This window comes from Wenyingzhuangia sp. IMCC45533, from assembly GCF_054111225.1.
In genome coordinates this window covers 453,557-474,055 of sequence record NZ_CM134197.1, presented here as the reverse complement: position 1 = coordinate 474,055, position 20,499 = coordinate 453,557, and the positions used below count along the sequence as shown (strand labels likewise).

Genomic DNA, 20,499 nt, shown 5'->3' with positions numbered 1-20,499 from the left:
TATTTTTCGTTAAATCAGATACATAAAAACGCTAATCTACAATAAATTTTACCCTTACTAGTACCGTAAAAGTTTTCTATTTGATGTAGAATAGATCCGAGAATTATGACTTCCGATATTTAATACCAAATTAGCAAACCTATCATTCATCTTAAAATGTGTATGATTATACCTTTAGTATAACAGATATTGATGTTAGTAAATTCTCCTTCATTGCAGGAAGGGAGTTATAGGGTTTTTTGTTACTTAAGAGTATCATATGCTATTAAATACAAGTACTCATCTTTTCTCTTATAATGGTAGTTTTCTCTAGCATAATTATTGATGTTTTTTTGGACAGAGAGCTGATCTATAGTTTGTCTATTTTTTTTAATTTCTTTTTCGTAATGCTCTATGGTTTGTTCAAGTTTATCTATATCGTTATTATATTCGCGCTGATATAAATAAGAATTAGCATCAAAAAACAACATCCAAATCACGAAGATAACGATGACTAAAGGAAGGATTATTTTTTTGTTTTTTAATAGACGATTGAACTTCATAATTAAGAAGTTTTATTTCTACTAAATATGTTTTTTACTTTATCCCACAAAGATATTTCGTCGTCAGAATGGTACCCATAAGAACCATATCCGTATCCATACCCATATCCGTATCCGTATCTATATCCATATTTAGATGATTGTACAAAATCATTCAGCACAAAAGCAATATTTTTAACTTCGTTGTTCACGTATTTTTGATCCACCATTTTCATCATACCTTTTTTGGTGTAACCTTGTCTTGTGATATAAATATTGGCATCAGAGTATTTCATCAAATCTAATCCATCAGAAACTAGTCCTATTGGAGGAGTATCAATAATAATATAATCGTATTTTTCCTTAAGCAAAGCAATCATTTCGGTAGTTGCATCACTCAAAATTAATTCAGAAGGGTTTGGAGGAATGGTACCTGTTAATATAATATCTAGGTTTGGAACAGAAGTAGGTTGAATTACCTGATCTAAGGAATTCTGACCTACTAAATACTCAACAATACCGTCCTCTGATGGCAATTCAAAATCCTTGTGAATTTTAGGCTTTCGTAAGTCAAATCCTAACAATATAGTTTTCTTACCACTTAAAGCATAAGAACTGGCTATATTCATGGAAGTAACCGTTTTACCTTCTCCACCAACGGATGAGGTACAAAGAATGGTCTTGTTTTTTTGATTAATTACGTCTTTCTTAAAAAGGTAGGTTATACTAGACCTAATAGCTCTGTAAGATTCGGCTGTTGATGATTTAGGCTCATTCAGCAAGACCAAGTTAGACTTTTTCTTGTTTCTACCAATAACACCCAAAACAGGAATGCTATACATACTCTCTATCTGCTCTACTGTATAGATGCTATCGTCCAATACTTCTATAATGGTAATAAAAATCAATGGTAATATAATAGCTAGTAGTATGGCAATAACGTAATTAAAGGATGCTTTAGAAGCTAAAGGTTTTTGACCAATATCTTTAGCATCGTCTATTATTTTGATACTAGAAGAGTTTGCAGCAATAGCAGCTCCAGCATCGTAACTTTTTTGCTTTAAAAGGTTATAGTTGGTTTCTGACAAAGTGTAAGCCTTTTCCAACTGTAATAGTTTATATTCTTTAAGTGGTAAGTCTTTAACTGAATATCTTAGCTCATTAATGTTTTCGTTAATCTTTTTAACCTTTTCTGTATTAAAAGTAATCAATGTATTGATTCTACTTTTGATGTTCTCCTTGGTGATGCTAATTTTATTCTCTAGTTCAATAAATTCTGGATGCGATTGATATACACTACTACTCAGTAATTTGTCTTTTAAAATTAAATAGTTAATCAACTCCGTAAAAGATTTTTGAAGTCCAGGATTTTGAATTTCTATCAAAGGAATGCTCTTAATTTCTAGGTCGTTAGTAATTGTGTTGTTTTTTAATTTTAAAAGTAAGCTTGTATTATCTTTTAACAACCTTAAATCATTTTCTAATCGCACAATATCTTGATAAGCTGTTTGACCTTCTGCAGATAATTCAACAGAGTTGTTCGCTTTAAATTTAATAAGCTGATCCTCTGTTCTTTTTAAAATTTCTTTTTCGATGTCAAAAAGAGAATCAATAAACTTTCGTGTGTTAATTGCGTAAGTTATTTTCTCGTTTTTTTCTCGTTCTTCTAAGATGGTAACAGTTTGATTGATATAATCTATTAACCTTTTCTTATTATTTCCTTCAAGGCTTAATTCTAAAAGAGAGGTTCCTTTAGCTACATTTGCGATTTTTAAATTTTGGTACATGGCTACCGTAGCATCAAAAGAATGGAACCTGATGTAATAATCTTGGTCACTAACTACTGGCTTTAGTTTGTTAATTTTAAAAGAGCAGTAAGGGGTTGTAATTGTTTCTGATATGTTAAAAGTTTTGCGAAAGCTAGAATTCGTAAGCTGCAATTTTTTAGACTCATCTGTTAAATAATTGTATAACTTTAGCTGTTGAATATCCTCGTCTAATTCAAAAGAAATTTCTACTTGATTTTCGGATATGAATTTTAGCTTAAGTAGAGTGTTCAAAGCTTGATACCCATTAACCACCTTAACCTCAAACGGAGTGTAGCCGTAAATATCTCTATACACATCGTTAAGAAGAACTTTGTCTTTTTTTAAATAGTTTACGTAGAATTGTAGTTTTCTAACCACCTTTTCATTGTGAGTTCTAGACTTAAACTCGGCTTTAACAGATTCTACCATGTCACTAGCTCCTCCCCAATTAAAAGAAATATTGGTGCTAGAGGAAAAACCCGAATTAGAGCTTTCTTTAATCGTAATTTGAGTGTTTATTTTATAGACATCCTTGTTCATCATATTTTTATACTTGGCAAAAGCCAATGCTATCATTGATGAAAACAAAAAAAGTTTCCAGTAACTAGTTACTTTAAGTAAATAACTTTTTAAATCTACAGTTCCAATATCTTGAGTAAAATTTTTGATGTTTTTGGTATCCATAGTATCTATAAAGTTCTAATAAATAAAATTGTGGTTAAGGTAACGCTAAACGTAGATAAAATAGTATTAAACACGCTTAAACCTGTGGTTCCTAAACCTATTGGCTTTTGATTGATAGGTTTGATATTTATGATATCATTATTTTTTATCAGGAACACATCGGAGTTAATACTGTTGATGTTAGTTAAATCTACAATGTGTTTTTTTACAGCTCCGTTTTCTTGTCTAATAATTTCTACGTTGGTTCTGTTACCGTATTGAGTAACATCACCAGAATCTGCAATAGCATCGATAATATTAGCTTCGTATTGCAATAACAATCTACTTCCCGGATTGGAAATTTCTCCCAAAATAGTGTACTTGATTCCTCCTCCTTTTACAGAAACAAAAAAGGCATCCTTGTTTTTAATGTATTGGCTTAAAAGGTTTTCTAGTTTAATTCGTATTTCATCAAAAGTCATATTCAATACACCCACTTTACCCAAGTAAGGCAAGCGAACATTTCCGTCTTTATCAATTCTGTAACCTGTTACATATGGGTTTATTTGTTGAACGTTACCAGCAGATTGAGAAGAATTATTTCCTAACGAATTAAAAAACTGAGTCAATTCAACGTCTTTAGACGTAACGTTAATTAGCAGCAAGTCGTTTATCTGAGTTTTATAAATTTTATGTTGAAAATTATATTGATTTGAAGTAGTTTCTCCCTGTAAATAGGTACTCATTTTGTTGCTTACACAAGAACTCAGTAAAGTCAGCGTGAAAAGATAGAAAATCACTTTTTTCATGAACAAATAATTGTATTTTCCACAAATATAAAATTATAAATTAGAGTTTCTAATTTTAATTTGCTTTACTTTTGCAGGGTTTTAAGGATAATTTTGAATGTTAAAAGACATATTTAAATTTTTAGTAAAAGCAACCAATCAACATGGAGTTCATTCGCCATTTGTTTATCAAATAGTCACTCAATGTATTTATGCTAAAACAGAGAAAGAGACTGCTACAGCCATCCAAAATTATAGAAGTGAATTACTCAAAGATAAATCAACAATACAAGTTAACGATTTAGGTTCAGGCTCAAAAAAAATAAAGACCCATCAAAGGGTTGTTTCCCAAATAGCTAAGAATGCGGGTTCATCAAATAAATACGCTTGTTTACTAAATAGATTGGTCAAATATTTAAAGGTAACCAACGCTTTAGAATTAGGAACTTCTTTGGGAATTAGTTCACATGCAATGGTGCAAGCAAACAATATCCAATTGGACACTATTGAGGGTTGTAAGCAAACGCTAAATGTTGCTAAAAGTAAGTTTGAAGACTCTAAGGTTAAAGACAGCATTCATTGTTATCAAGGAGATTTTTCTCAAATACTTTTAAAATTACTCGATACTCAAGAATACGACTTAATTTTTTTTGATGGAAATCATCAGAAAGAACCCACACTCAAATATTTTGAAGCCTGCCTAAAAAATAAGCACAACGACTCAGTTTTTATTTTTGATGATATTTATTGGTCTAAAGAAATGGTGTCAACTTGGGAACATATTAAAAATCATCCAGAAGTAACCGTTACCATAGACCTCTTTAAATGGGGGATGGTTTTTTTTAGGAAAGAACAACAAAAAGAACATTTTAAAATAAGATTTTAACGCTGATGAAAATATATACCAAAACGGGAGACAAGGGTCAAACTTCACTATTCGGAGGACAAAGAGTTGCCAAATACCACCAAAGGATAGAAGCGTACGGAACTGTAGATGAGTTAAATTCTTATTTAGGATTAATTAGAGACGATAAAGAAGCTACTAGCCATAAAAATTTCATTGTGGAGATACAAAAAGAGCTTTTTGTGTTGGGAGCTTTTTTAGCGACTCCCCCGAGCGATGAAATGTTAAAAAACGGTAAGAGTAGAGTAGGAATTGAGGTAGATAGAGAACATCAAATTAATTTATTAGAAAACGAAATAGACCGTCTAAATAATTTCTTACCTCCAATGACTCATTTTATTTTACCTGGAGGTCATACATTGGTGTCACATTGTCACGTAGCAAGAACCATTTGTAGAAGGGCAGAACGAACAACAGTTTTACTTAACGAAACAGAACCTGTCAATACAGGAGTTATTAAGTACTTAAATAGACTATCTGACTATTTATTTGTGCTGGCACGAATGTTGTCAAATGAGTTACAAGCGGATGAAATTAAGTGGATTCCATCCAAAAAGAAATAAGTTCTTTAAAAAAATAAAAAAAACTTGACTTTTTTAATTAAAAAATTATTTTTGCAATAATTATAATCGAAAAAAAATGTATTGGACTTTAGAATTAGCTAACTATTTAGCAGATGCACCTTGGCCAGCTTCAAAAGACGAATTGATAGATTATGCTATCAGAACTGGAGCACCTTTAGAAGTTGTAGAAAATTTACAAAGTTTAGAAGATGAAGGAGAAATCTACGATGATATTGTAGAAATTTGGCCGGATTATCCCACAGAAGAAGATTATCTTTGGAATGAGGAAGAATATTAAAACACATCAGAATTAAATAAAAAAAGTCTCATATAAGAGACTTTTTTTATTTAAAACTTTGAAAAAAACAATATAAGTAATGGGGATACTAGACTCAGTAATTAAAATATTTGTTGGAGACAAACAACAAAAAGATTTAAAAATACTAAAGCCTATTGTGGCTGAGGTAAGGTCTTATGAGGAGGCTTTAAAACAATTAAATATTGATGAATTAAGAGCCAAAACAGTTGAGTTTAAAAACTTAATTAGTGAAGCAACAAAATCAATAGAGGAGGAGATTGCTACTTTAGAAGATAAGGCGAAAGCAGCTAGTGTAGATGACAAAGAAGGAATCTATAATCAAATAGATGCACTTCAAGATAAAGCCTATGAGGCTTCAGAAGAGGTTTTAAACAAAATTCAGGCAGAAGCTTTTGCTGTAATGAAAGAAACAGCGAGACGTTTTACGGAGAGTAACGAAATAGAGGTTACAGCAACTTCATTTGATAGAGAGTTGTCTGGTTCAAAAGAGTATGTTGCTTTAAAAGGAGAGGATAAAGCTGTGTGGCAAAATTCTTGGGATGCATCAGGTACGCAAGTAACTTGGAATATGATTCATTATGATGTACAGTTAATCGGTGGATCCGTTTTACATCAAGGTAAAATTGCCGAGATGATGACAGGAGAGGGTAAAACCTTGGTAGCTACTTTACCTATTTACTTAAATGCTTTAGCCGGTAGAGGAGTACACGTGGTAACGGTTAATGATTACTTAGCAAAACGTGACTGCGCTTGGATGGCTCCAGTTTTTCAATTCCATGGTTTAACGATTGATTGTATAGATAATCATCAGTCTAATTCCCCAGAGAGAAGAGCAGCTTACAATGCAGATATTACTTACGGAACAAACAACGAGTTTGGATTTGATTATTTGCGTGATAACATGGCAAGTAACGTTGAAGATTTGGTACAACGCAAGCCTAACTATGCGATTGTAGATGAGGTGGATTCTGTTTTAATTGATGATGCTCGTACTCCTTTAATTATATCAGGTCAAGTACAAGACGGGGATAGACATGAATTTAACGAATTAAAACCAAAAGTATCAGATATTGTTGCTTTGCAAAGCAAATATTTGGTAGGAGTTTTGGCCAATGCTAAAAAATTAATCAAAGAAGGAGATTCTAAAGAAGGAGCTTTTCAATTACTAAGAGTTTATAGAGGTTTACCTAAAAACAAAGCGTTAATTAAGTTTTTATCTCAAGAGGGAATTAAACAGTTATTACAAAAAACTGAAAATTTCTATATGCAAGATAATAACAAAGAAATGCCTAAGGTAGATAAGGAATTGTACTTTGTGATAGAAGAGAAAAACAATTCTATTGAATTAACAGAAAAAGGAATTGCAGCTTTATCTGGAGAAGATGCAGCCAACTTTTTTGTACTTCCAGACATTGGTGTTAAAATTGGAGAGATTGATGGTTCAGAAATTTCTGACGAAGAAAAAGTAGCACTCAAAGAAGACTTGTACAGAGACTTTAGTATTAAGAGCGAACGTATACATACTTTAAATCAGTTACTAAAAGCTTATACTTTGTTCGAAAAAGATGTTGAGTACGTAGTGATGGACAACAAAGTTAAAATTGTTGATGAGCAAACAGGACGTATCATGGACGGTCGTCGTTACTCAGACGGTTTACACCAAGCCATTGAAGCTAAGGAAAACGTTAAGATAGAAGCAGCTTCTCAAACCTATGCTACTGTTACGTTACAAAACTATTTTAGAATGTACCGTAAATTGTCTGGAATGACAGGTACTGCCATTACGGAAGCTGGAGAATTTTGGCAAATCTATAAATTAGATGTGGTAGAAATACCAACCAATAGACCGATTGCTAGAGAGGATAAAGAAGATTTAATTTATAAAACAGCAAGAGAAAAATACAATGCTGTGATAGAAGATGTTGTAAAGCTGGTAGAAGCAGGAAGACCTGTTTTAGTAGGAACCACTTCCGTTGAAATTTCTGAGTTATTGGGTAGAATGTTATCTATCAGAAAAATTAAGCACAACGTATTAAACGCAAAATTACACAAAAAAGAAGCAGATGTTGTTGCAGAGGCAGGTAAGCCAGGAGTTGTAACCATTGCGACGAATATGGCCGGTCGTGGTACCGACATTAAATTATCGGATGAAGTAAAAGCAGCAGGTGGTTTGGCAATTATTGGTACAGAACGTCACGATTCTCGTCGTGTAGACCGTCAGTTACGTGGACGTGCTGGTCGTCAAGGAGATGTTGGTTCTTCTCAGTTTTACGTTTCTTTAGAAGATAACTTGATGCGTTTGTTTGGTTCTGACAGAATAGCCAAGATGATGGATAGAATGGGGCTTGAAGAAGGAGAAGTGATTCAACATTCTATGATTACCAAGTCTATTGAAAGAGCACAGAAAAAAGTGGAAGAAAACAACTTTGGAATACGTAAGCGTTTGTTAGAGTATGATGATATTATGAACTCTCAGCGTGAAGTAGTTTACAAGCGTAGACGTCATGCTTTAGATGGAAAGCGTTTGCAAGTAGATATTTCCAATATGATTTATGATGCTTGTGCAGCTATTGTTGATAATAACAAAGCCACTAATGATTATAAAAATTTTGAGTTTGAATTGATAGTGAGCACTTCTATGAGTTCTCCTTTTTCTGAAGAAGAGTTCGAAAATACATTACCTCAAGAGCTATCAGATAAATTGTACGAGGTGGTGATGAAACACTACCAAGATAAAATGGCAAGAAATGCGAGTACAGCATATCCTATCATTAAAAATGTATTTGAGAATGAAGGAGATAAATACGAGCGTATTGTAGTTCCTTTTAGTGACGGTGCTAAAACATTAAGGGTCGTTACAAATTTAAAAAAATCGTACGATTCAGAAGGGTCCGAATTAATTTCTGATTTTGAAAAGAACATTACATTAGCCATTATAGATGATGAATGGAAGGATCATTTACGTAAAATGGATGACTTAAAGCAGTCTGTTCAAAACGCATCCTACGAACAAAAAGATCCTTTATTAATTTATAAGTTTGAGGCTTATGAATTGTTTAAAAAGATGTTAGAAAAGGTAAACAAAGAAGTGTTGTCATTCTTGTTCAAAGGAGAGTTACCAGAGAGCAATCAAGAAATATCAGAAGCAGAAGAACAAAGAGCACCTCAAAATGTTCAGACTTCTAAGCAGGAAGTGTTAAATTCCTCAGAAGCTGCCAATCAACAAGCTATGCAAAACTCGGGGCAACAGCAACCTGTGCAGGAAACTATAGTAAGAGAGCAACCTAAAATTGGTAGGAACGATAGAATAATAATTCAGAATGTACAAACAGGAGAAAAAAAGGAAGCTAAGTTTAAACAAGCGCTCCCTTTACTAGAAACTAGACAATGGGTTATTGTAGGTTTAGCATAAAAACATAAAAAAACAGTAAATATTTATTTACTGTTTTTTTATTTTAGGGGGTATGATTATTAAAGCTTATAACGTTAACGACTACTATCCATTTGGTATGCTAGTACCTAACAGACATGGAGGTACAGATTATAGATATGGATTCCAAGGACAAGAGAAAGACAATGAGGTAAAAGGAGAAGGGAATAGCTTGAACTATAAATACCGTATGCACGATACAAGAGTGGGGAGATTCTTTGCGGTGGATCCGTTAGCTGCTGAATATCCACATAACAGTCCTTATGCTTTTAGTGAGAATCGTGTAATGGATGGTATTGAACTTGAAGGATTGGAGTGGAAGCCAGTTCATAAAAAGAGTAGTTTCGGTCCTTTTAAACTAGCAAGTCCTACGGATATAGCTTTAAGAGCTGTTCTTAGAAATGCCAATAGCAATGATGTTAAAAGACAAGCTTCAGTAGCTACTATAACTGCCAAACATAGTAATGAGATAGGTATTGGTATAGCTACAGTAGCTGATCCCGATGATTTGGAGGATGCATTTGATATATCTGATGGATTACCAACAGCGCTTACAACACTTTTCTTAGATTTTACTGGAGGTGTTAAGGATCTGTTTTCTAAACTTGGCCTTGGAAGTAAAGTACCTGGAAATAGAGAAAGACCAGGTGTAAATACGAATTCGTTAGGTAATGCCAAAGACTTATCAGAATCAGTCGAAGATAAGGTTAAAAAGAAAGTTCAAAAACAGGTCAATACTAAAGTTCATGATCAACTTGATGTTATACCTGATTGGCATAATAATACAGCTACAATTGATAGGAAAATGAAGGATACTTTGGTAAATCCAAGTGATTTAGATAATATAATTAATGAAACAGATTCATTAGATGCTCAAGCAAAAGAAATATCAGACGGTATCAAAAATAAGAAAATTCAACCAATGTTTCCAGGGAATTATTATGGTATAGATGTGAAAAACAATAAAGAGTTATAACAGATGAATAAAGCTATTAAATATTTTCTTGTATTTTTTTTATTTATGTCTTGTATTAATAATTCAAGTAAAAATAGACATAAAAATGATTTTTCAAATGTAAAAAGAGTTTCAGATGATGGAGGATTCTCTTATAGTTTTTTTACAAAAGACTCAGTATTAATTAAAAAAGACAAAATATTGGGTTTTATAAAATATGTAGGTGTTTTTGATACAATTACGACCAAGCTAAGAAATAAAAACTCAGACTTTCGTTATATTACGTATAAGTATCATATAACATCGGAAGTCCCTACTTTTTCCGTAAATGACTTTGAATTTAATGAAAATAATAAGCAAGGTAAATTTGGAGCATTAACAAATAATGAAATACCATTTGAAATAGATGTGTTAAATCGTGATTCAGGGATTTATTATTTAGATGGAATAATTGAGGATAAAGTTTATATGAAAGTGGAAAATGATACGATGTTACGTTTATTATCCAATAATATAAGAGCCAGTTATAAATTTGAAGTTAAATAGGACTTCCTCCGCTAGCGCTAGTTTGTAACTAGTGCCGTTAGCTATGGGAGTATAAAATAAAAGAGCAGTAACATTATTAAATTAGTGTTGCTGTTTTGTTATTTTAAGAAAGTTGTTTCTATATACCCCCCGCTAGTCCTAGTTTATAGACTGTTTGCTAGTGCTAGTTTTTAACTAGTACCGTTAGCTACTGAGATACCAATAATAAAAACTACTTTATTCCTTTAGAGTAGTTTTTGTATTTTGTGTTTGCTATAAGTAGGAAATACAAATTTCACAACAAAAACGGTTTATACTTTGTAAGTTTTGCTACTGTCCATTGGATAGATGTATTTACCAGAATAGTATATTTAGATGTTTTAGCAGACAGCGTTGTTCATTGCCGAAAAGAAAAAGGGATGGAATTGTATTGCTATTGTTTTATGCCTCTAGCACCTGACCATGTGCAGGATAGCGCAGATTGACATTTAGCGATAATGTAGTGGCAATTTAATACGCAGCTACTTTAAAAGAAGCTAAACGAAAATAGAAATGCAATTACCATTTGCAATGATATTTAAGAATTTTAAACTAAATAAAACCAATTTGCTTAGTCATAGGTTAGTTTCACCGTCATCATAATTATTGAAATGCTTTTATTCGCAAATTTAAATCAAAGCAGTTAGTTTTGTTTAAAAATTATAAGTGGCAAATCATATAACTTTAAATATTGTTTTGGTGTATCCACAAATACCAAACAATACAGGAAATATAGGTAGATTATGTGTGGGTTGTAATGCAAAGCTACATTTGGTAAAACCCTTAGGTTTTGAAATTACCGATACTAAAGTAAAGAGAGCAGGTTTAGATTACTGGAAAGATTTAGATTTAACAATCCATGAATCCTTTGAAGATTTATTAAAAGTAATTCCCAATAAAGAAAGAATGTTTTTGTTATCCGCTAAAGCAGAAAAATCTATTTACCAAACCACTTTTAAACAAGGAGATTGGTTGTTGTTTGGTAAAGAAGCAGAAGGTCTGTCTCAAGAAATACGAAAGCGGTTTAAAACAGGATTAAGAACCATCCCTTTCCCAGGAAAAATAAGAAGTTTTAATTTAGGAAATGCAGTAGCCATGGTTTTAGGAGAAAGCCTAAGACAACTTAGTTAACATGAGTTAAACGTGTAATGTACCATTTTTAAAAAGGTTACATTAAAAGTCATTTTATGAAGGAAAATTCTAAGTGTTATGGTTAAAATAGCTCAACGTTTTAAAGGGGCTAACTAAATAGGTACTATTTATTTTTATATATTTGGCTTGCATTGAAATTTTAACTTTTGGAGAATTATATACTTATTGACAATAGAGGGATTGAGCAGTTAATATCTCAAGGATGTCAATCAAATAATTGGGATCAATTACACATTAAAAAGACAACAGATTTATCTAGAATAAAAAATGTTTGTTTTTCAGGAGCCAATTATTTAGGAAATATAGCTGGAGATAGAACTTACTACGGAGGTATTGTAAAACCAAACGTTGTTCAGAATGTACATATACATAACTGCCGTATTGGAGATAACCCTAGTATTAACAACGTAAAAAGTTACATTGCAAATTACCATATTGGAGATAATGTTTTAATTGATAATGTTGATATTATTGCTGTAGACGGAAAATGTAGTTTTGGTAATGGGGTAAGCGTAGATGTGATTAATGAAGGAGGAGGTAGAGATATATTGATTTTCAATCACCTATCAGCTCAAATAGCATATTTACTAGCTCTTTACAGACACAAATCAGTTTTAATTGACGAGTTAAAGAGAATGATTGGTGAGTATACAGCATCCATAACTTCTGAGATAGGAACCATAGGTGACGATGTAAGAATCTTAAATACAAATACCATCAAAGGGGTTAATATTGGAGATCAAACCTCTATCAAATCAGCATCAAAATTAATTAACGGAAGCATCAACTCTAAAAACAATGCTAAGGTTAGAATTGGTAGTGGAGTAATGGCTACAAATTTTATTATTTCTAGCGACACTACTATTGATAATTCATCGGTATTATCCAATTGTTTCATCGGTCAAGGTTGTCAAATAGATAAACATTTTTCTATTGAGCACTCCATCTTTTTTGCAAACTGTCAAGGTTTTAACGGAGAGGCTTGTTCTATATTTGCAGGTCCTTACACGGTTACTCATCATAAGTCTACATTACTCATTGCAGGATTATTTTCTTTTATGAATGCAGGGAGCGGATCTAACCAAAGTAACCATATGTACAAGTTAGGACCGATTCATCAAGGAATTATGGAAAGGGGTGCTAAGACCACAAGTGATTCTTACGTGTTGTGGCCCTCTAAAATAGGACCTTTTACTTTGGTTATGGGAAGACACTACCAACACGTAGATTCTTCGGATTTTCCTTTTTCGTACCTTATAGAAGATCAAAATAAATCGTTTTTGGTACCAGGAGCCAATCTTAAAAGTGTAGGTACGGTAAGAGATGCACAGAAATGGCCAAAGAGAGATAACAGGTCTGAGAATAACAAAATGGATATTATCAATTTTAACTTACTAAGTCCATATACTATTCATAAAGTTACCAAAGGGTTAAAGCATTTAGAAGATATACTGGAAATTTCTGGAGATAAGCTAGATCAGTATAATTACCGAGATATGGTGATTAGAAAGAGTAGTTTACATAACGGAATTAAGATGTACCACATCGTAATTAACAAGTTTTTAGGGAACTCTATCATCAGTAGAGTAGAAGATAAAAAAATAGAAACCGTAGATGATTTAAGGGCTATCTTAAAACCAACATCATCTATTGGTCAAGGTAAATGGATTGACGTAAGTGGTTTAATTTGCCCTATTACAGCTTTGAATTTGTTTGTAGACAAGGTTGAAAAATTAGAAGTACAGTCTATTGATGATGTTATTAATGAATTAAATGAAATTAATAACAAATATTACGAGTACGAGTGGAATTGGGCTGTGGAATTAATAGAAAGCTTTTATAAAATTAATATAGAAACCATTACTAAGGAGCAGTTTATTGGTATTGTAGAGGAATGGAAAAGTTCGGTAATAGAGTTAGATAATTTGCTTTACAAAGATGCGAGTAAAGAATTTGCATTGCATACCCATGTAGGTTTTGGGGCAGATGGTGACGAGGCTGAAAAACTGGCCGATTTTAAAAATGTAAGAGGAGTTTTTGAAAGTAACTCAACCGTAGTAGAAATACTAAACCATATCAAAAGAAAAGAATTATTGAGTGATAAAATTATTGCTCAAATTAAAGATATTAAATAAGAAATTATGTGTGGAATTGTTGGATATATTGGTCACAAAAAAGCTTCAGATATTTTAGTTGAAGGTTTAAAAAAACTTGAATATAGAGGATACGACAGTGCAGGGATAGCAGTATTGGACAAAGATATTTTGATTTATAAGCAGCCAGGAAAAGTGGTAAACTTAGAACAAAGTATTGATGATAAAGTAAATCATGTTACAACAGGTATTGCGCACACACGATGGGCAACGCATGGAGAACCTACGGTTGAAAATGCACATCCTCATAAATCTAATAATGGTGAGATTGTTTTAGTTCACAACGGAATTATAGAAAACTACAAGTTTTTAAAAGATGAATTGATTGATAAAGGTTATTCTTTTTTAGGTCAGACAGATACAGAAGTACTGGTAAACTATATTCAGTTAATTCAAGAGGAGCAAGGATTAAATATAGAAGATGCTGTAAAAAAGGCCTTACAAAATGCCAATGGAGCTTATGCGTTGGCTATTATGGACAAAAAAGAGCCTAACAAAATGGTAGTGACCAGAAAAGGTAGTCCATTAGCTATAGGTTTAACAGCTTCGAACGACGAATTTTATGTGGCTTCTGATGCTATTCCAATTATTGAGTATACGCAGTCTTTAGTTTACTTAAATGATAACGAAGTGGTTGTTTTAGAAAAAGGTAAGAAAATGAAAGTTACCGATATCTACGGAGTTAAAAAATCGTACAAAGTAAAAAACATCGATTTAAACTTAGATAAAGTAAGCAAAGGTGATTATGAACATTATATGCTTAAAGAAATTTTTGAACAGCCTGCTACTATAAAAAATACGTTGTACAGTCATTTAAATCACGAGAATTCAGACATTCATTTTGAAAATTTAGATGAGTTAAAAGAAAAGCTAGTAAACGCTAGCAGAATTATTATTGTTTCTTGTGGTACTTCTTGGCATGCGGGAATTGTTGGAGAATACATTTTAGAGGAATTGGCAAGAATACCTGTAGAGGTTGAGTATGCTTCGGAATTTAGATATAGAAATCCTATCATTACCAAAGATGATATTGTAATGGCTATTTCTCAGTCTGGAGAAACAGCAGATACACTAGCTGCACTACGCTATTCTAAAGAGCAAGGAGCTACTACCTTTTGCGTGTGTAATGTGTTTGGCTCTTCTATGGCGAGAGAATGTGATTTTACAGCTTATACGCACGCAGGTGCAGAGATTGGCGTTGCTTCTACCAAAGCTTTTACCGCCCAAGTAGCAGTTGTTTCTCTTTTGGCGATTCAGTTAGGTTTAGAAAGAAATCAAATCAGTCAAGAAAAGGCAGCTAGTTTGGTAGAAGAAATTAAAACAATTCCTTCGGTTGTCAATCAAATTTTTGCGACGGATGACCATATAAAAACAGTGGCTAAAAACTATACGGAAACCACAAGTTTCTTGTTTTTAGGAAGAGGAATTAATTTTCCTATCGCTTTAGAAGGAGCTTTAAAGTTAAAAGAAATATCATATATACATGCAGAAGGATATCCAGCAGCAGAAATGAAGCACGGCCCTATTGCTATGATAGAAGAATCTTTACCTACGGTAATTATTGCCACTAACAATGAGTATTATGACAAGTTGGTGTCTAATGCTCAAGAAGTAAAAGCACGAAAAGGACCGATTATCGCTGTGGTAAACAACGATGATAATGAAATGATACACACAGCAAACCACGTGTTTAAAGTGCCTAGAGTTTCAGATATGTTACAACCCATAGTTTCTGTAATTCCACTACAATTATTCTCGTACCATGTAGCTGTTTTTAAAGGTTGTAATGTAGATCAACCACGTAACTTAGCAAAGTCCGTAACAGTAGAATAACATAAACTACATACAAACTATAAAATAAAAACAAAGCCTACCTCTTTAGATAGGCTTTGTTTTTATTTTTGTTTCCTTAAGATTTTATCAACAGTTGCAATGATGTCCTGAACGGGAGTTTGGTAATCAAACCAAAGTGTTTCTTTATCTTTTTTAAACCAAGTGATTTGTCTTTTGGCAAAACGTCTGGTATTTTTCTTTATTTCTGACACGGCAAAATCAATATCTATTTTACCATCGAGATAATCGAATAGCTCTCTATAACCCACAGTTTGCAGAGCGTTTAAGTGTTTTGATGCGTGTAGTTTTTTAGCTTCGTCTAACTGTCCTTTTTCTAGCATGATGTCAACTCTGCGGTTAATTCTTTCGTACATCACTTCTCTATTAGCAGTCAATCCTATTTTGATAGGCGTAAAGTTTCGTACTGCTTTTGGTTTGTTTTTAAAGGAACTGTAAGTATGATTACTACCTATGCAAATTTCTAAGGCTCTAATAACACGTTTTGGATTGTCAATGGCTATGGTTTTATAACTTTCTGGGTCCAATGTTAAAAGCTGTTTTTGCAGGATTTCTAAACCTTCGGATTCCAGTTGTTTATTTAAGTTTTCTCTAATTTCAGGAGCCACCTCAGGAAAATAATCCAATCCTTTTAACACAGCATCTACGTATAGACCACTACCACCCACCATGATTGCAATAGGATGATTTTGATATAAATCATCTAGTTTTTTAAGTGCTTCGCGTTCAAAATGCCCAACACTATAATCATCATTAATACTTTTGTTCTGAATAAAATGATGTTTAGCAGCAGCGAGTTCCTCAGGTTCTGGCACCGCAGTACCAATAGTCATCTCCTTAAAAAATTGTCTCGAGTCACAGGATATAATTTCTGCTTTAAAATGCTGTGCTAATTTTATGCTTAGCGCAGTTTTACCAATAGCTGTGGGACCTACAATAGTAATTAAATAGTTCATCATCAAACGTTAAAGAGGTTGCCCACACTCGTGACAAAATTTGGCATTGTCATGATGTTTTGTTTGGTTACAATTGCTGCAGACTTGCGTATTGGTATTTATTTTTGCCGAAGAGGTGTATTCAGAAGACACTATTCCTGTAGGAACCGCAATAATTCCGTAACCCATAATCATCACTATGGTTGCAAAAAACTGGCCTAAAGGAGTGGCAGGAGCAATATCACCATAACCCACTGTAGTCATCGTTACTACTACCCAATAAATGCTTTTAGGAATACTAGTAAAACCGCTATCCGAAGTTCCTTCAATTAAATACATACAGGTTCCCAAAACGATAGATAGAATAATAACCGCAAAAATAAAAACACCAATTTTGGCTTTGCTATTTTTTATCGCTTTAATTAATTCATTAGAAGCCCCAATATAACGAGCCAATTTTAAAATGGTAAAAACTCGCAGTAATCTCAAAGATCTTAATGCCAATAGAGCTTGCGTGTTTCCTATAAATAATCCCAGATACTTAGGCAAAGTAGCAATCAAATCAATAATACCATACCAACTAAAAATATACTTCCAAGGAGATTTAACGGTAATGATTCTTAAAACATACTCAATAGTAAATAAAATGGTAATGATCCATTCAATCATATTGAAAGTATCTCCATAGACAGCTTGAATAGGAACGACAGTTTCTAGCATCACCACCAATACGCTAATCAAAATAAGGATGAGTAGAATAATGTCAAACAATTTACCAGCCGGAGTATCTGCTTCGTAGATTATTTCGTGTAGTTTCTGCTTCCAGTTTTTAGAACTCCTAGGTTTCAAAACGAATGATTTTTTTGAATTTACCGCCATCTAAGTATTTTTTTACTTGTACGCGATTGAATAAGTTATCTTCAATAGGAGAGATGATGTTTTTTACAATACCTATGTTATTAATTTGATGTGCCAAGTCTGTATAGCCATATCCTATGATTTGCCCATCTTGTAGTAAAAAAATAGACTTTTCCGCTACATTTCTACCTAAATCTACGAATAATGCACTTTCAGAATTGAAAACAGTACTTGGAATGTTCTTTTTTGATTTTGGATTGAACTTAGGGGAATGTGCTTCAACGGCATTGTAATGTTTTAGATGTGCTATTAACAAGCTTCCTGTTTCTTCAAAACTAATATCTGCTATTTTCTTGTGTAGTTGTAAAGCTCTGTTAGACTTTCTCAACAAAATCTGATTGACCCCACTTCTGATATTTTTGTTTTTGCCGATGTAAATAATATCTCCTTTTTTATTGTGCAGATAAAAAACTCCAGTTTTACGGGGGCATCTATCCAAAATTTTTTGAAAAGAATTGTTAGCGAATTTAGAAATTTCCTTTCCTTCAGCTTTTAAGTTGGCCTTTAAAATTTGTTTTTCGTTGTCCTTGTTTAACAACATTTTAAACAACTTTACCGTGGCAACAGCATCCCCATTGGCTCTATGTCTATCACCCATAGGAATACCCAAGCTTTTGCACAATTTACCCAAGCTATAAGATTCTTGGTTGGGAATTAACTTTCTACTTAACTCCACGGTACAAAGAGTGTCTTTTACATAACTGTAGCCCAGTCTTTTAAATTCGTTTCTTAAAATTCTATAATCAAAATTGGCATTGTGAGCTACAAGAATACAGTCTTCTGTAATTTGAACTATTTTTTTAGCTACTTCGTGAAACTTGGGAGCTTTGACCAACATTTTGTCGTTAATCCCAGTGAGTTTGACAACAAATGGCTGAATCGGTTTTTCGGGATTGATGAGCGTAATTAATTTATCGACTACCTTTTTCCCATCAAACCTATGGATAGCTATTTCAGTCATCCCTTCCTCATTAAATTTACCTCCCGTGGTTTCAATATCTACAATAGCGTACATTCAGTCAATTTGCAATTAATAATCAGCTTATTAATACTTTGTTAGCAAATATAAAACAAGTTAGTTATATATGCTTACATCTAGCTAATTAGTATAATTTCTCTGCCCAAAAATAGCACTTCCCACCCTAACCATAGTACTACCTTGCTCAATGGCCACAGAATAATCACCACTCATTCCCATAGAAACAACTGAAAATTGGGGATGGGTAGTTTTTAACTCGTCATAAAAGTGTTTTAGACTTTCAAACTCTTTGCTCACTTGGTCTTTATCATCAACAAAACTAGCCATTCCCATTAAACCCACTACTTGTATATTGTTCATTTGTTTGTAATCGTAGCAGTTTAAAATATTGTTAATTTCCTCTCGGCTCAAACCAAATTTTGAATCTTCTTCTGCAATCTTGTACTGTAACAAACATTTAATAATTCTATCGTGTTTTTTAGCTTGCTTATCAATTTCTTGTAACGTTGTAAAGCTATCTATCCCGTGAATTAGGTCTACAAAATGTGCCATGTACTTTACCTTGTTACTTTGTAGATGCCCAATCATATGCCATTGAATATCTTTAGGCAACTCATCGTATTTGGCAACCATTTCTTGAATTTTGTTTTCTCCAAAAACTCTTTGACCAGCATTGTATGCTTCTTGAATATCTGCCACAGGTTTAGTTTTAGATACGGCTACCAGCGTAACATGATTGGGAATACTTTTCTGGATGTTATTTAAATTTTGAGAGATAGTCATAATAGATAGTTTTTGAGATTATAAAAATAAGAAAACCTTAAATAGAAAATTTAAGACGTTAGATGAATATTTTTATTTACTGGGATTTTACTTTAAGAAAAGGCTTTAGGTGGGGTTTGAATTATCTCAATAATTTTAGGTAAGGTCATCAACTCAAAAAAAGTAGGGTAGGACACAAACAAAAAATTCCCAATCAATTTTACTTGATTGGGAATTTTGAAATATTTTGACGGGTGTATTACTTTAATAAAGTAATAATTTGTTGCGCTAATTCGCTACCAATTCTATCTTGTGCCTCTGCAGTAGCAGCTCCAATATGAGGAGTAACAGATACCTTAGGGTTCATTAAAACTTGTACAGCAGGTTTAGGTTCAGCCTCAAAAACATCAATGGCAGCTCCTCCTAATTTCCCGCTATCTAAAGCTTCTAACAAAGCAACCTCATCAACCACACCACCACGAGCAGCGTTAGCTAAGAAAGCTCCGTTCTTCATAATTTCGATCTCTTTTTTACCAATCACATACTCTTTTTGAGCAGGAACGTGTAAAGTCACAAAATCAGCTTGCTTTAAAACTTCTTCCTTAGAAATAATATCAACATTAATATCTAAAGTAGCTCCGTTAAAAAAGTCTAGAGTAATGGTAGCAGTTTCTCCCATAAACGGGTCAAAAGCAACAACATTCATCCCTAAACGTAAAGCTACAGCAGCAGTGGCCTGACCAATACGTCCAAAACCTAAAACTCCTAAAGTTTTACCTTTTAACTCTAAACCATTAGCGTAAGACTTTTTAAGACCTTTAAAGTTGGTTTCTCCTTCTAATGGCATGTTACGGTTAGAATCGTGTAAGAAACGAACCATTCCAGACAAGTGAGCGAACACCAGTTCTGCTACAGAGTGAGAAGAAGCAGCGGGCGTGTTAATTACGTGTAATCCTTTATCTTTTGCGTATTGTACGTCAATGTTATCCATTCCAACACCACCACGTCCAATAATTTTTAAAGAAGGACAAGCATCAATTAATTCTTGTCTTACTGTTGTTGCGGATCTTACTAAAATAACATCAATATTGTTCTCATTGATATAGTTTTCTAATTGATCTTGAGCAACAGTATTTAAAATTACTTCAAATCCTGCTTTTTCTAAGGCATCAACACCAGATTGTGCTAAACCGTCGTTTGCTAAAACTTTCATTTAATATTTATTTATGCTTAC

The 20,499-nt window shown here is 33.0% G+C and carries 17 protein-coding genes and 1 pseudogene; 10 read left to right on the top strand and 8 right to left on the bottom strand.

What is annotated here, in order from left to right; all coding sequences use genetic code 11:
• Window positions 1–242 precede the first annotated feature (242 nt).
• Genes ACXGQW_RS02085 through ACXGQW_RS02075 form a run of 3 tightly spaced genes read right to left on the bottom strand, consistent with a single transcriptional unit; the run spans window position 243 to window position 3,738 of the window.
• Entirely contained in the window at window positions 243–542 is a 300-nt protein-coding gene (locus ACXGQW_RS02085; protein WP_457823457.1) for an FtsB family cell division protein, read from the bottom strand.
• A gap of 2 nt (window positions 543–544) precedes the next feature.
• Window positions 545–3,013, bottom strand: a complete 2,469-nt coding sequence (locus ACXGQW_RS02080) for a polysaccharide biosynthesis tyrosine autokinase (RefSeq protein WP_457823456.1) — start codon at window positions 3,011–3,013, stop codon at window positions 545–547.
• 5 nt (window positions 3,014–3,018) lie between these two features.
• Window positions 3,019–3,738 carry a polysaccharide biosynthesis/export family protein gene (locus tag ACXGQW_RS02075; RefSeq protein WP_457823455.1) on the bottom strand — a complete coding sequence of 240 codons (720 nt, stop codon included), beginning with the start codon at window positions 3,736–3,738 and terminating at the stop codon, window positions 3,019–3,021.
• A 160-nt stretch (window positions 3,739–3,898) separates the two neighbouring features.
• On the opposite strand from ACXGQW_RS02075, the gene ACXGQW_RS02070 reads away from it, so the two are divergent.
• From ACXGQW_RS02070 to glmS, 10 genes and pseudogenes are all read left to right on the top strand, one after another.
• Entirely contained in the window at window positions 3,899–4,666 is a 768-nt protein-coding gene (locus ACXGQW_RS02070; RefSeq protein WP_457823454.1) for an O-methyltransferase, read from the top strand.
• Between the two features lie 5 nt (window positions 4,667–4,671).
• A complete protein-coding gene (locus ACXGQW_RS02065) occupies window positions 4,672–5,247 on the top strand; it encodes a cob(I)yrinic acid a,c-diamide adenosyltransferase (RefSeq protein ID WP_457823453.1) in 576 nt (191 codons plus the stop codon).
• Between the two features lie 76 nt (window positions 5,248–5,323).
• Window positions 5,324–5,545 (top strand): DUF2795 domain-containing protein, encoded by a 222-nt coding sequence (locus tag ACXGQW_RS02060; RefSeq protein WP_457823452.1) that lies wholly within the window; start codon window positions 5,324–5,326, stop codon window positions 5,543–5,545.
• A 79-nt stretch (window positions 5,546–5,624) separates the two neighbouring features.
• The gene (gene secA / locus ACXGQW_RS02055; RefSeq protein ID WP_457823451.1) at window positions 5,625–8,978 is read left to right on the top strand and encodes a preprotein translocase subunit SecA; all 3,354 of its coding nucleotides are present in this window, start codon (window positions 5,625–5,627) and stop codon (window positions 8,976–8,978) included.
• A gap of 52 nt (window positions 8,979–9,030) precedes the next feature.
• Complete coding sequence (locus ACXGQW_RS02050) at window positions 9,031–9,972, top strand: RHS repeat domain-containing protein (protein ID WP_457823450.1); 942 nt, start codon at window positions 9,031–9,033, stop codon at window positions 9,970–9,972.
• A 3-nt stretch (window positions 9,973–9,975) separates the two neighbouring features.
• Window positions 9,976–10,497, top strand: a complete 522-nt coding sequence (locus ACXGQW_RS02045) for a hypothetical protein (protein WP_457823449.1) — start codon at window positions 9,976–9,978, stop codon at window positions 10,495–10,497.
• A gap of 254 nt (window positions 10,498–10,751) precedes the next feature.
• Window positions 10,752–10,925, top strand: a pseudogene (locus ACXGQW_RS02040) (transposase); the annotation flags it as partial.
• Between the two features lie 256 nt (window positions 10,926–11,181).
• Complete coding sequence (locus ACXGQW_RS02035; protein ID WP_457823448.1) at window positions 11,182–11,646, top strand: tRNA (cytidine(34)-2'-O)-methyltransferase; 465 nt, start codon at window positions 11,182–11,184, stop codon at window positions 11,644–11,646.
• A gap of 167 nt (window positions 11,647–11,813) precedes the next feature.
• The gene (locus tag ACXGQW_RS02030) at window positions 11,814–13,802 is read left to right on the top strand and encodes a DUF4954 family protein (protein ID WP_457823447.1); all 1,989 of its coding nucleotides are present in this window, start codon (window positions 11,814–11,816) and stop codon (window positions 13,800–13,802) included.
• A gap of 6 nt (window positions 13,803–13,808) precedes the next feature.
• Window positions 13,809–15,653: a glutamine--fructose-6-phosphate transaminase (isomerizing) gene (gene glmS, locus ACXGQW_RS02025; RefSeq protein ID WP_457823446.1), complete on the top strand. Its 1,845-nt coding sequence runs from the start codon at window positions 13,809–13,811 to the stop codon at window positions 15,651–15,653.
• Window positions 15,654–15,715: 62 nt separating this feature from the next.
• On the opposite strand, the gene miaA is transcribed toward glmS, so the two are convergent.
• From miaA to ACXGQW_RS02000, 5 genes are all read right to left on the bottom strand, one after another.
• Window positions 15,716–16,627 (bottom strand): tRNA (adenosine(37)-N6)-dimethylallyltransferase MiaA, encoded by a 912-nt coding sequence (gene miaA, locus ACXGQW_RS02020; RefSeq protein ID WP_457823445.1) that lies wholly within the window; start codon window positions 16,625–16,627, stop codon window positions 15,716–15,718.
• Window positions 16,628–16,636: 9 nt separating this feature from the next.
• A complete protein-coding gene (locus ACXGQW_RS02015; RefSeq protein ID WP_457823444.1) occupies window positions 16,637–17,485 on the bottom strand; it encodes an ion transporter in 849 nt (282 codons plus the stop codon).
• On the bottom strand, window positions 17,445–18,539 hold the full coding sequence (locus ACXGQW_RS02010) for an exonuclease domain-containing protein (RefSeq protein ID WP_457823443.1): 1,095 nt from the start codon (window positions 18,537–18,539) through the stop codon (window positions 17,445–17,447). Before ACXGQW_RS02010 ends, ACXGQW_RS02015 begins: the two co-directional genes overlap by 41 nt.
• Before the next feature lie 84 nt (window positions 18,540–18,623).
• Window positions 18,624–19,286, bottom strand: a complete 663-nt coding sequence (locus ACXGQW_RS02005) for a YggS family pyridoxal phosphate-dependent enzyme (protein ID WP_457823442.1) — start codon at window positions 19,284–19,286, stop codon at window positions 18,624–18,626.
• A gap of 238 nt (window positions 19,287–19,524) precedes the next feature.
• The gene (locus ACXGQW_RS02000) at window positions 19,525–20,478 is read right to left on the bottom strand and encodes a D-2-hydroxyacid dehydrogenase (protein ID WP_457823441.1); all 954 of its coding nucleotides are present in this window, start codon (window positions 20,476–20,478) and stop codon (window positions 19,525–19,527) included.
• Between the last annotated feature and the right edge of the window lie 21 nt (window positions 20,479–20,499).